This is a genomic window from Methylobacterium tardum, assembly GCF_023546765.1.
Taxonomy (GTDB): domain Bacteria; phylum Pseudomonadota; class Alphaproteobacteria; order Rhizobiales; family Beijerinckiaceae; genus Methylobacterium; species Methylobacterium tardum.
On the sequence record NZ_CP097484.1, the window covers coordinates 1,612,687 to 1,626,622 of the forward strand.

4 protein-coding genes and 1 pseudogene are annotated in these 13,936 nt (G+C 68.3%); 3 read left to right on the forward strand and 2 right to left on the reverse strand.

Going from position 1 to position 13,936, the window contains the following annotated elements:
- Positions 1–112 precede the first annotated feature (112 nt).
- Positions 113–7,330: a type I polyketide synthase gene (locus M6G65_RS07650; protein ID WP_250104223.1), complete on the reverse strand. Its 7,218-nt coding sequence runs from the start codon at positions 7,328–7,330 to the stop codon at positions 113–115.
- Positions 7,230–9,848, reverse strand: a complete 2,619-nt coding sequence (locus M6G65_RS07655) for a non-ribosomal peptide synthetase (RefSeq protein ID WP_250103782.1) — start codon at positions 9,846–9,848, stop codon at positions 7,230–7,232. Before M6G65_RS07655 ends, M6G65_RS07650 begins: the two co-directional genes overlap by 101 nt.
- A 691-nt stretch (positions 9,849–10,539) precedes the next feature.
- Here M6G65_RS07655 and M6G65_RS07660 point away from each other — a divergent pair.
- The 3 genes and pseudogenes from M6G65_RS07660 to M6G65_RS07670 form a co-directional block, all read left to right on the forward strand.
- On the forward strand, positions 10,540–11,466 hold the full coding sequence (locus M6G65_RS07660; RefSeq protein WP_250103783.1) for a methyltransferase, TIGR04325 family: 927 nt from the start codon (positions 10,540–10,542) through the stop codon (positions 11,464–11,466).
- Positions 11,467–11,940: 474 nt separating this feature from the next.
- Positions 11,941–12,849: a cupin-like domain-containing protein gene (locus tag M6G65_RS07665; RefSeq protein ID WP_250103784.1), complete on the forward strand. Its 909-nt coding sequence runs from the start codon at positions 11,941–11,943 to the stop codon at positions 12,847–12,849.
- 168 nt (positions 12,850–13,017) lie between these two features.
- A pseudogene (locus M6G65_RS07670) lies at positions 13,018–13,720 on the forward strand (IS5 family transposase); the annotation flags it as partial.
- Positions 13,721–13,936: the final 216 nt, after the last annotated feature.

Below are 13,936 nucleotides of genomic sequence, written 5' to 3' on the forward strand. Positions count from 1 at the left end.
CGACCGAGGAGCCGGATGCTGCCGTCGGCCTTCCGGCAGGCGAGGTCGCCCGTCCGGTAGAGCCGCGCCCCGGCCGCCGCGGAGAACGGATCGGCGATGAACTTCTCGGCGGTCAGCTCGTCGCGATGGAGGTAGCCGCGCGCGAGCCCGGCCCCCCGATATGGAGCTGGCCCCGGACCCCCACCGGCAGCAACGCGCCGGCGCCGTCCAGAACGTGCAGCTGCGTGTTGTCGACCGGGCCGCCGATCGTGATCGGCGCCTCGCCGGCCTCCACCCGGCCCACCGAGGACCAGACGGTGGTCTCGGTCGGCCCGTACAGGTTCCAGAGTTCGCCGCCACCCGCCAGCAGGGCGTCGGCCAGGTTCCGGGTCAGCGGCTCGCCGCCGCAGAACATCCGGAAGCCGGGCCTGGACTGGAAGCCCGCCTCCACAAGCATCTGCCAGCGGCTCGGCGTCGCCTGCATCACGGTGGCGCCGCTCGCGCGTACGAGGTCCAGCAGCGCGAAGGTGTCGGACAAGGTCCGGCTCGTGGCGAGGATCACCCGACCGCCGGCGCAGAGCGGCGCGAACAGCTCGAGCACGGCGATGTCGAAGGACACCGTGGTCACCGCGAGCAGAGCGTCATCCGCACCGAGGCCGGGCTCGCGCAGCATCGAGATCAGGAAATTGACCACCGCTCCGTGGGAGATCTCGACGCCCTTGGGCTGGCCGGTCGAGCCGGATGTGTAGATCACGTAGGCCGGCTGGGCCGGGTCGAGGTCGACCTGCGGAGCCGCCGTGTCCTCCTGGTCGATCGTCGGCGCATCGGCCGCCAGATCGATCAAGACGGCACCGTCGGGCAAGGCGAGGTCGTGCGGGAGCTCGGAGGCGCCGCCCGCCACGAGGAGACCGGCCACGTCGGCATCGGTGAGGATGTGCCCGATGCGCGACGCGGGATGGCTCGGGTCGAGCGGCACGTAGGCGTAGCCCGCCTTCATCACCGCGAGGAGCGCGATGAGCATGTCGGGCGAGCGCTCGACCAAGACCGCGATGCGGCCGCCCGGTCGCCCGTCCAGCCTGCGCCTGAGGTGGTGGGCGACTTGGCTCGACCGGCGGTCGATCTCACCGTGGGTGCGCGTGGTGCCGTCGTAGACGAGGGCCGGGCGATCCGGATCCCGCGACCCGGCCGCGACCAGGGCCGGCACGGACAGGCCGGGAACGGCGCGGACCGGACCCGCGGCGACACGCAGCAACTCCGCCCGCTCGCGCGTGGACAGGATCGGCAAGGTGTCGACACGCTCGACCGGGTTCGCCACGGCCGCTTCGAGGAGCGTCCGGTAGTGACCGATCCAGCGCTGGACCGTCTCCTCGTCGAAGAGGTCCCGGCTGTAATCCACCTCGATGCGGATGCCGTCCCTGGTCTCCACGAGATTGAAGAACAGGTCGAAATTGACGAAGCGCTTCGGGTTGGCTTCGACTTGGACCCCCAGATCCTCGAAGGCGAGGTCGGACGCGACGCGCTCGAGATTGAACTGCACCGTCGTCAGCGGCAGACGGTTCACGTCCCGGGGCAGGCCGAGGGCGCGCACGATCGTGCCGAGGGTGCAGTTCTGCTGATCTTGGGCCTCGAGCAGCGCGCGCCGCGCCTCCACCACCAGCGTGGCGAAGGCGGTCTCGGCGTCCCACCGGGCCCGAAGGGGCAGAAGATTGACGCAGTGGCCGACGAGGACCTGATCCTCGACGAGGGACTGACCGGCGAACGGCACCGCGACGACGACGTCCCGCTCGTCGAGGAGGCGGCCCAGCAGAGTCTGGAAGCCCGCGAGGAGGGTTGCGAACAGCGTGCAGCCCCGTTCGGCTCCGACCGACCGGAGGGCGCTCACCAGAGCCCCGTCGAGCTGGCCGCAGGTCATGGAACCGGAGAACGTCCTTATCGCCGGGCGCGGCCGGTCACCGGGCAGTTCCATGGCGGGCGGCAGGTCGCGCAGGACCTCGCACCAGTAGCGCGTGGCCTCGGAGAGTTCCGGCGTGGCGCGCGCCTCGGCCTGCGCGGCGGCGTAGCGGCTGAACGGCAGAACCGGGCCGAGTTCCGCCGGGGCTCGGCCGATTGCCTCGGCGTAGAGCGCGGCGAGCTCCTCCACGATGACGTTGATCGACCAGCCGTCGCAGACGATGTGGTGCGCCGTCAGCACGAGGACGTGCTCATCCGGCGCGAGACGCACGAGGCTTGCGCGGCAGGGCAATCCCGCCACGAGGTCGAAGGGCAACGCCGCCTCGGCCTCGATGAGGCCGCGCAGGGCCTCGCTGGCGGCCTGGAGCGGCTGGCCCGAGAAGTCCAACGCCACCAGAGACGGGGCGACCTCGGAGACGAGCAGCGCGTCGCCGACCGGGCTGAACCGGCACCGCAGCGCGTCGTGCCGGGCCATCACCTCGGCGAAGGCCTCCGTGAAGGCGGCCGCGTCGAGCGGACCGCGCAGGCGGACGCTGACCGATTCGTTGAAGGCGCATGAGGTCGCGTCGCCGAGTTGGGCCGCGAGCCAGACCTCCAGCTGAGGCTCGGTGAGCGGGGCTTGCTCCAGCGAGGCGGGAATCTCGGCCCGCGCCGCGGCCGGCACCGGGAGCTCTGCCGGCGTCGTGAAGTCCGGTGCGTCGGCCGCCGCCCGGCTGGCCAGGATCCCGACTGCCCGCAGGGCGTCCAGCGACTCGCGGAAGGCCGTGACGAACGCGTCGAGATCCGCGTCGGAATGGGCCGTCGTCAGGAAGCACGGGAAGCCTTCCTGGATGTAAATGTCGCGCAGCCGCAGGTGGTAGTAGAGGAGGCTCGCGAGCCGGTCCTCCGCCGCGAAGGAGAAGTAGAAGAGGCTGCCGAACGTCTCGATGCGGCTCGCGATCCCGCGCTCCTCGAGCAGGGTGTTGAGACGGCCGACGAAGCCGCGCGCGCGCCGCCCGAGCTCCTCCTGGAGGGCAGGCCCGACCGCCTTGAGGTGACGGAGCACCGCGCGGGCGGAGGCCAGGGCCAGCGGGTGGCGCACGAAGGTCCCGGCAAAGAACGTGACGCCGACCTCGGGGGCGGACTCGTCGCCGAAGCGCCAGTCGCCGCCGTCGAGCGCATCCATGAAGCGGGCCTTGCCGGCGAGGATGCCGATCGGCATGCCACCGCCGACCACTTTGCCGTAGGTCGCCATGTCGGCGCGGATGCCCAGCACCGTCTGCATCCCGCCCGGGTGCATGCGGAAGCCGGTGACGACCTCATCGAAGATGAGGGCGATCTCGGCGGCTTCGGTCAGCGCGCGAAGCGATCGCAGGAAGTCGGTCGGGCAGAGGCCGGGATGCCGGCTCTGCACCGGCTCCACGATCACCGCGGCGATCTCATCGCCGTGGGCACGGATCCAGTCGAGCGCGGCGGGATCCGCGTATTCGAGGACCATCATGGACCCGACATTCGGGCTCGGGATCCCGGGCGCCGCCGGCAGCGCGCGCTCCGCGCCGGAACGGCCGCCGCGCTTGACCAGAACCTCGTCGAACTGGCCGTGGTAGGAGCCGGAGAACATCACGATCCGGTCGCGCCCGGTGACGCAGCGCGCGATCCGCATCGCCGCCATCACGGCTTCCGAACCCGTGTTGCAGAAGGTCGCCCGCTCGTTGCCGGTCAGCTCGCAGACGAGGTCGGCCACTTCGCCGGCGAGCGCGGTCTGGGGGCCGATCTCGAAGCCCTTGTCGAGCTGCGCGCGCACCGCCTCGACGACGAGATCGGACCTGTGCCCGAGGAAGGTCGGGCCGAAGCCGTTGAGGAAGTCGATATACGTGTTGCCGTCGATATCCCACAGGCGCGAGCCGCCCGAACGGTCGGTGACGATCGGGTAGATCATCTCCTTCCACTCGGCGCGGAACCCCGACACGGCGCGGGGATCGGCCAGCACCTTGCGATGCCGTTCGGTGAAGGCTTTCGAGCCGGCGGTCTTGCGGGTGTAGCGCGCCACCAGATCGGCGATGTGGCGCTGCTGCGCGGGCGTCAGCGCGAGATCGCCGCGCGCCTGACCGCCGCCTTTGAAGATCTCGAACCGGTTCGGCGCCTCGGCGGGCTTGTCGGCCCGGGGAGCGCCGCCGGCCTTCGCGGGCGCGTCCGCGATTGCCGGGACGGCCGGGACGAGGGCCTGCACGGGCGCGGAGGCGTGCGGTGCACCGTTGAGCACCTTGAGCTGCTGCGCGACGAGTTCGCTCATGACGCGCAGCTGTTCGCGCATCAGCCCTTCGAGACCCGGCGTGCCGACCGGCGACGCGGCGGCCTCCGCCGACGCGGCGGGCGCCGCGGGCACCGCGGGCGCCGGGACTTGCGCGGGGCTCGGCTGCGGGACTGCAGGCGCCGCGTCTCGGAAGGCGGTCGGCGGCAGCGCGGCGAGAACGTGCTGCGTCAGCGCGTCGAGGGTCGAGAGGTCGCCGAGCAGCTGGCGGAACGCCACCTTCAGGCCGAAGCGCGCCTGGATCTTGCTGGCCGCCTGGGTGAGAAACAGCGAGTCGAACCCGAGTTCGAGGAAGCTCTTTTTCGGGGCTTGCGCGATATCCTCACCCGACAAGTCGGTGAAGATCGCGGCGACCGCCTCTCGGACCTTCGCTTCACGCCCGTCCTGCATCCGCTCCTCCTCCCTCTCGGTCGACACCGGCATCGGTTTCGTTTCCGCGGCCGGCGGCGAAGCCGGCCCGGTCAGCGGGGTCCCGGCCGTCGCGGCGCCGGACCAGGGCCTGGCCTCGATCCAGTGGCTCTGGCGCTCGAACGGATAGGTCGGCAGCGAGACCCGCCGCGGTCCGTCCCCGTGGAGCCTCCGCCAGTCCGGCTTGGCGCCCGCGACCCAGGCCCGCCCGAGCGCGCCGAGGAACGCCGCGCGGTCGTCGCCGTCGCCCCCGGCCGCCATCAGGGACGGCACGACGGTCACGTCCGGGCGCCGCACGCAGGCCTGCATGGCGAGCGTCGTGAGCGCCTGTCCGGCACCGGCCTCGATCAGGATCGCGGGCGTCTCGCCGACCAGGGTCAGGACGCCTTCGTGGAAGCGCACGGTCTCGCGCGCGTGCCGCGCCCAGTATTCGGCCGACGTCGCCAGCTCCGCGGTGATCCAGGTGCCGGTGACGCAGGAGATGTACGGCGCGCAGGGCGGCCGCAGCTCGACCGTTCGGAGGAGATCGTGCAGCCGATCGACCATCGGCTCCATCATCGGCGAATGGAAGGCGTGCGAGGTGTGCAGGCGGCGCGCCATCACGCCGTCGGCGGCCAGGGCCGCTTCGAGCGCGGCGATCCCCTCGTATGGGCCGGACGCCACCGACAGGGCCGGCCCGTTGACCGCCGCGACGGCGACCCCGTCGGGCAGGCGCGGCGCCGTGTCCGCCTCCGGCAGCCGGACGGCGAGCATCGCACCGCCGGGCAGGTCGTTCATCAGCCGTCCGCGGGCCGCGACGACCCGCAGGGCGTCCTCCAGGGTCAGCACGCCGGCGAGGTGGGCGCTGACGAACTCGCCGACGCTGTGTCCGATCGTGGCGCGCGGCGCGAGCCCGAGGGTCTGCCAGAGCCGGGCGAGGGCGTAGGAGACGCTGAAGAGCGCGGGCTGCGCCATCGCGGTCGAGCGCAGGGCCTCCGCGGCCGCGTCCGGCGGCATGTCGTAGAGGACGCGGCGGAGATCGATGCCCTCGTGGCGTTCGAGGAACGCGGCGCAGCGATCGATGTCGGCGCGGACGCTCGCCACGCCCTCGTAGAGACCCCGCGCCATGCCGGGATGCTGCGAGCCCTGGCCGGGGAACATGAAGGCGATGTCGGCCGGGTCGGCGGGCGACGCCGCGCCGGGCGACGGCGCCTCCCGCAACGCGCGGATCGCCGTCGCGCGGTCGTCGGCGACGATGGCGGTGCGGTAGGGGAAGGCGCGGCGCCCGACCTGCAGCGTGAAGGCGGTGTCGGCGAGCGTCGGCGCATCGGGTGCCGTGAGCCGATCGGCCAGACGGCCCCGCGCCGCGGCGAGCGCTTCGGCGCTGCGGGCCGAGACCAGCAACACCTGCGGACCGGCCGCGTCCTCGACCACCTCTTGAGCGGGCGCTTCCTCGAGCACCAGATGGACGTTGGTGCCCCCGACGCCGAACGCGCTGACCCCGGCCCGCCGCACGCCGTCCCGCGCCGGCCAGTCGCCGAGGGCGGTGTTCACGAAGAAGGGGCTCGCCGCGAAGTCGAAGCGCGGATTCGGCGTCCGGAAATGCGCCATCGGCGGCAGGCGCCGGTGTTTGAGGGCCAGGCAGGTCTTGATCAGCCCGGCGGTTCCCGCCGCGACGTCGAGGTGCCCGATATTGGCCTTGACGGAGCCGAGGGCGCAGAACTGCCGGTCGCCGGTCGAGGCGCGGAAGGCCTTCTCCAGACCCGCCAGTTCGATCGGATCGCCGAGCGGTGTGGCGGTGCCGTGGCACTCGACGTAGCCGATGGTGTTCGCGTCTACGCCGGCCATGGCGTGGGCGGCCATGATGCAGGCCGCCTGGCCGTCGACGCTCGGCGCCGTGTACCCGACCTTGGTGGCGCCGTCATTGTTGACGCCGAAGCCGCGGATCACCGCGTAGATCGAGTCCCCGTCCCGAACGGCGTCGTCCAGCCGCTTGAGCAGGACCACGGCCGCGCCGCTGCCGAACACCGTGCCGGTCGCCTCGGCATCGAAGGGCCGGCAGGTGCCGTCCGCCGACACCATCCCGCCGTCCTGATGCAGGTAGCCGCGCTTCTGCGGCAGGCTGATCGAGACGCCGCCGGCCAGCGCCATGTCGGCCTGGTAGAGCAGCAGGCTCTGGCACGCCTGCGTGACGCACAGGAGCGAGGTCGAGCACGCCGACAGCGACGTGATGCTCGGACCGCGCAGATCAAGCTTGTAGGACGTCTTGGTCGCGAGGAAATCCTGCGCGGCGCCGACGAGCGTTGGATAGCCGCCGACTTGGTATTGATTGGTGAAGTCGTCGATGACGCTTCGCTCGGTGCAGACGTTGTTGAGGAAGTAGGTCGGGACGCTGCACCCGGCGAAGACGCCAATGGAGCCGGAACAGGCGGCCGGGTCGTAGCCGCCGTCCTCCAGGGCTTCCCAGGCGCATTCGAGGAAGACACGGTGCTGCGGATCGGTGAGCTGGGCCTCCCGCGGGTACATCCCGAAGAAGCCCGCATCGAACTGATCGACATCGTCGATGATGGCACGGGCCCGGACGAAGTTCGGCTGGGCGCGGGTTTCGGGCGGGAAGCTGTCCTCAAGGTCCGCCTCGCCGAACCGGGTGATCGAGTCGACGCCGGTTGTCAGATTCGACCAGAGCTGGTCGACAGTCCGCGCACCCGGAAACCGGCCGGACATGCCGATGACGGCAATGCCCTCGAGCAGCATGCCTGAATCGTCCATCGTCATGACCTCGCGTGTTGCCGGAAACGACGGAGAGCGTCGCTCTGCCGGGTCGCGCGCGCCCGCGCATTCGGGCCGTCCTCGGATTCGGGCGCGCGGGGGAGGCGACGAGCGACCGGATGGTCGGTCGCGCGAACAGGTCGATGATGGTGAGATCCGGCGCCAGAACCCCGCGAAGCGCTTGGTGGATCGCCATCAGCTGAAGGGACGTGCCGCCGAGATCGAAGAAGTTGTCCTCGACACCGACGGCGTCGATCCCGAGTACGCGGCGCCACTCTCGGGCGACGCGTTCCTCGTCCGGCCCCCGCGGCGGAACATAGGGGCGTCCGAGGTTGGGGCGGGTCCGCGCCGGCTGCTGGAGCGCGCGGCGGTCGACCTTGCCATTCGGTCCGAGCGGCAGCGTCGGCAACGCGATGACGGCACTCGGGATCATCGCGGCCGGCACACGCTGCGCGAGCGCTGTGCGCAGGCGTTCGGGCGCGGTTTCCGGCGACTCCAGCACCACATAGGCGACGAGGCTCTTGCCGCCGCCCGTGTCGGCCTGGACGACCGCGGCGGCGTCCCGGACGCCCGGCAGGCGGCGCAGGGTGGCGTCCAGGCCCTCGAGCTCGATTCTGTGGCCGTTGATCTTCACCTGGCCGTCGACGCGCCCCAGGAACGCGAGCGTTCCGTCGGGACGCTCGCGGACCAGATCGCCCGTCAGGTAGAGCCGCGCCCCGGGTTCGCGGGAGAACGGATCGCTCACGAAGCGCTCGGCCGTGAGATCCGGCCGGCCGAGATAGCCGCGTGCCAAGCCGTCTCCGCCGGCGCAGAGTTGGCCGACGGCGCCGCGCGGCAGCGGCTCGAGCCGGTGGTCGAGGATGTGGGCGCAGGTATTCGCGATCGGCCTGCCGATCGGGACCGTCTCGGCCGGCGGGAACCCGCGCGGTACCGTGTAGCAACACGTGAAGGTCGTGTTCTCCGTCGGTCCGTAGCCGTTGATCAGTCGACAATGCGGAAGTGCGTCGAGGGTCTGTCTGACGTGGCGCGGTGACAGCACGTCCCCGCCGGCGAGCAGCTGACGCAGGGAGGCGAGGTCTCCGAGCGGGCCATCGGCCATCAGGTGGAAGAGTCCGGCCGTGAGCCAGAGCGTGGTGACGCCGTGGTCCCTGACGGCGCGGGCGATGGCGTCGACGGTGGTCGGGCCCGCCGGCATGACGACGAGCTGGCCACCGTTGAGCAAGGCCCCCCAGATCTCGAGGGTGGCCGCATCGAAGGCCAGCGGGGCGAGCTGAAGGACGATCTCGTCCGGACCAAGCGCCGCGAAATCGGTGTTGATCACGAGTCGCGCGATACCGCGATGCGGGACCATCACGCCCTTGGGGCGTCCGGTCGTGCCCGAGGTATACATGACGTAGGCAAGATCCTCCGCCGCGCCCGGTCCCGGGAGCGCCGCGCGCGACGCGGGGAGGGGGGCGGGATCGTCGAGCCAGAGCGTCGGGCAGTTCCATAAACCCCCGTGCGCCCGCCCCGCGGCGAGACCGCGCCTCGAGACGACGACGGCTGGGTCGCTATCGGCGATCTGCAGCGCGAGAAGTTCGTCAGGGTGAGCCGGATCGAGGGGGACGTAAGCGGCACCGGCCTTGAGCGCGGCGAGATGGGCCACGATGGCGGACCCGGACCGGTTCAGGAGCAGGCCAACGCGCGCGCCCGGTTTCGCGCCCAGGCCGATCAGGCACCGTGCCAGGGCGTCGGCCTCGGCATCGAGCTCACGGTACGTCCACGTGCGCGTGCCCTCCCGGATCGCCGCCGCGTCCGGACGAAGCCGGACCTGGGCCGCGAACAGGTCCGGAACCGTCGCGTCGCGCGGATACGGCCGTCGTGCGCCCATGCCGCTGGCGATCCGCGCGTCGCGATCTTCGGGGCTCAAGAGAGGCAGGCGAGCGACTGGCGTGTCGGGCGCGGTGCAAGCGGCCTCCAGAAGCCACCGCAGCGCAGCGAGCCAGCCCGCAAGACCTTCCGCATCGAGGATTCCGGCCGCCCCGGACGCCGTGACCCGGTACTCCGCCGTTCCCCGTTCCACGCGGAGATTCAGGCTGTCCGCCGTCCACCCATCGCCCGCCAGCTCGATCAGGATGCCTTGCCGAGCACGCGAGACAGGTCTTGCGGCCTCGATTTGCGCCTGAACCGCGTCGCGGAAAGCGCTCCAGGTCGGATCGTCCGAGATCTCCGTCTCCAGCTCGACGCCTTGCTCCGTGTCGCTCCCGCAGATGCGGAGACGCACCCGCGATGCCCCGGTGTAGCGATGGAAGACGGCGCTCGCCGCGGCGCAGAGCGACGCCAGCACCGCGGCGGAGGACGAACCCCGCAGATCCGGCGCCGTGAGAAGCCGCTCAGGCAGCACACATGCCGCCGATCCGGGCCTTGCCGTAAATCCGTCCTGAGAAGCCTCGGCGACGCGCAGCGCACCTTCAGCGGCCATCGAAGACTGCATGCTCTCGGCCTTGAGATTACGGATCTATAATGTGAGGCCAAAGCCCAACGGGCGACCCTCCTAACGTTATAATTCGATTGGCATTTGATTTTAATCAACTTGACGCCATCGTTCCGCATGATAACTGCGCAAACAGAATGAATCCGGCTCAAGTTTCAAATTTTGAGAGATGTTTTACGCTTCTAAGACGGGATTTAGATGCTCGTACGACTGCTTATTTGTGCGCCGCAAAAAATATGTCAATAAGGCAATTCAAAGTGACGCCATCAGTTTCGCTAATTTCTACATCCCCGATTACATCCACGAAAGCCGCAATGTATCATGCAAACCAGTAAAAGAGTTTTAACTTTCTTGTTCTGACGAACATCGACGCTGATTGGCTCACATCCGGGATGCGGGAAGAGCTATCCTGTTGCGTATAATGGACCATCTTGGTCGCGACGCTGCGAGGATGCCTCGCTCGATCCGGGGCCCGCGGGCGGAAGGTGCATGCGTGTTCTGCAAGCTGGACGAAACTTGGCTCGGGAACGACCGGCAAATTCACTCCGTATCGCTTCCCTGAGGATCGATCCCATCGCGATATCGATATACGGCAACACTTAATCAAATGCATCCTCTATTTTGGAAAGACATTACTCACGTCATCGGTCTTTGCCGGCCAGTCGGCTCTGCTCTGACGATTCATGAGGTCATGGACAACATCAAATCCGCAGGAGCCAGCATCAATGAATGTCGAAGCCATAAAGCCCCCCTGCGCGTCCGCCAAGTCCGGCTCACCGGAGCCGCGCTGAACTGGATGAGTCGGCTGGCTCCGGCTCGGCGCGTGATCAACTTCACGCGGGTCGCACCTGGATTCCGCTTCCTGTATCGAATGGCTCTCGGCTATCAAAGATCTTACCGGACATTGGAGGAGGCCGAGGCTGCGGTTTCAGCCTATGCGCAGCATGGTCACCAAAACCCTGCAAATGCCGACCTTCATCTCACTCTGAACAAGCGCGCGCGCCCCAGTGACTATGCTGCGCTCTTCCACTTGCAGCGCCTGCTTCCCAACATCCGATCGATCTTCGATCTGGGAGGCAACGTCGGCAATCTATATTATTGCTACTCAGAGTTTTTCCCAGAAAAAGATCTGATCTGGACCGTCCACGACCTCCCGGAGAACGTCGCTCGCGGGCGAGCGCTGGCGCAACGGCGCGGCGCAGATCGGCTCTCATTCGCGGATACGTGGCGCGAAGCCAGCGGTGTGGATCTTCTCCTGATTTCAGGCGCCTTGCACTACCTGAAGCAGCCGCTCGCGGGCATGCTTGCGACGCTGGAAACCCTTCCAAGATACATTCTCATCAACCGGACGCCGGTAACGAATGGTCCATCGTTCGCGGCGGTGCAGGATAGTGGGCCCTTTCGGGTGGCCTGCCTGGTCAGGAACCGACAGGCGCTCCTGAAGGACCTTGAAGGCGCCGGTTATCGCTTGCTAGACACTTGGCATGCCGCGGAGCTGGCCCTCCAAATTCCGGGTGATCACGATCATACGGTTCCTTTCTATTCCGGGTTTCTGCTGGAACATAACCCAGCTTCCGCCGCGACGCAGTCCGGACAGGAGATCCGCGCCGAAGACTGACGTGTCTCCTGCTCGGCCAAACGGCCAAGACCTTTTCTGACAGTGCATCTGGCTTGCCCCACTGTCGTCACCGGCTCGAGCCGGTGCGACAGATGTGAGGCCCCAAGCGATCGAGCGTGCCGCCTGCGATAACGGATCGGGCAACGGTAAGAAACACGGCGCCCTACGTCCACGCTGCCGGTCCAAAGCTGATGTGAACGCGTCACGTCGCGTTTTGCCGGCGATCAATCATCCACAGGCGTTCCGCGACCATCGAATAGCGCGCGGCGTAACACGGCTTTTTTTGAAAGTGAGCAAATACTGACATTACACCACATCTGTATCACGCATTCGAAGAGTCGGTGAGCGGATTTTTGTGTGAGATCTGACGAAACAAGATCCGATCCTTCTGGTGCGCGCCCATTGTATTGATAAATATCATTTTCTCGGCACCGACTTGTACAACAATATCAGCCCGTGAGAAGGAGAATACCGATGACGACGGTGCAAAAGGGAGAGGCCGCCACTGTTCACTGGGCGACGCGCGAGCCTGCCGAGGTCTGTCGGCGGGCCCTTCACCATGAGCCGTTCCGGGCAACCCACCCGTTGGCCGCACATCCGCTCTTCACGATCGACGCCTTGATGCGCCTCGCGCGTGAGGTGAGTAAGCGCAAGGGCGATCTCTACTTCGACGCGGGCGACGTCAGCATCGGCGACAAATGGGGAAAGATCCCTGTACCGGACCGACCGGTGACCGACGTCATCGAGCGGATCGAGAGCGCAGGCGCCTGGATCGTCATGAAGCATGTCGAGTTGAACCCGGCCTACGCTGCGGTTCTCGCGGACTGGGCCGCCTTCGTACGCGACGTGGCAGGACCTTCGGGGGCTCACCTGCTCCGCAAGCCCGAGATGCTGGTCTTCATCACCTCGCCCAATCGGGTCACGCCGTTCCATTTCGACGCCGAGGTCAATTTCCTGGTGCAGATCGCCGGATCCAAGGATCTGTGGGTCTGCGATCCGAATGATCGCACCGTCACGACCGAGGAAGAGCTTGAGATTTATTATGCGGGCGACATCGCGGCGGGCCACTACAAGCCGAGGGTCGATGTCGAGGCGCAGCATTTTCAGCTCGATCCCGGCGATGCGGTTCATATCCCGACCCATGGTGCCCACTGGGTCAAGAACCACAACAATATCTCGATCTCCCTGAGCCTCAATTTTGAATTCCCGGCCTGGTATCGCGCCGACATCTACCGGGCCAATCACTATCTCCGGCGCCTCGGCGTCACGCCACGCGGGCCCGGCTGCTCCGTCCTGAGCGATCGCGCCAAAGCGGCCACGGGGGCGGCGATCCGCCTGACGCGGGATGCGCGGAGACGCCTGGTCTCGGGTGCGCGGGCCTGAGCGGTGCCCGGCAGGACGATCTGCACGGATCGTCGTCGCGGGCGATGTTCGGTGACGGGGCACGTGCGATCCGATCAGGGTCTGAGCCCCGGTAGGGACGCGGACACCTCCTTGCCGCGGCTCGCGTCTTCTTCCCGTGTTTGTCGTTTCCCGCGCAGCAGGTTCGCGATGGCACGGCTGTTCTGGCTCTCGGATGGAGCCTCGGGCGCGGCGCGAGCCGCACGGGCAGCCGGGCAAACCGCCGGTCGATAATAGGCCGGTGATCACCGGCATCCTGCATGTGCCGAAGGTCGGCTGCCGCTGCCAGGTCACGCCCTCCGCCGACGGCCCACACACGACGATCGACAGCCACTCCAACAGGTGGTCTCAGCGCGGCGTGGTAGCCTCTGTTTGCCAGGATCGCAGTTGCAGGCCCCGTCCCGGACGCGTCGATGCTCGACGCGCTCCCCGTGAAAGCCCACCGTTCGACCGCAGGCGGAAAAAGGGAGCTTGGAGCCGAGCCATCGGGCGCTCGCGCGGCGGCGTCACGAGCAACATTCAGTGCTTGGCCGATGGTCGTGGCCGACCGGTTGCGTTCGCCCTGACACCCACAACGGGGCCGACATCACATGGCACTGTCTCTGTTGCGGGCCTTGGTGTCGCCCGAGCGCCTGAGGAATTGCCGGAAGAACCACCGGGTTGACCACCCTCCCGTCCACGGCCACCCGAACGGTACCCTGCAAGCACAGCCGAGCCGCGACCGGCGGCGCAACCGGATCGTGCGCCTGTGTTTGGCCGCCTCATGAACTGGCGGTGCGTCGCGAGCCGTTATGACCGCTTGTCGTGCAACGACCGCGCCGCCGTCGCGCGCGTCTCCTGTGCCATCGCATGGGCCTGGATGAGGGCCCCTGGCGAGCTGAGCGGCAGGTCCGCCTCCCATCCGTTCCGGTTGCAGGTCTCCGGCTTGCCAACACGGTGAAAGCGGCCCTGCAAGGTTCCGCAATCGGCTGCCTTCTGCCGCTCACCCGGACCGCGCATCACGTCCGCTCACCGGCGCATTGACCCGCGGCCGGCGCGACGGCCGTCACGGGAGCGACGCGGCCAGGCA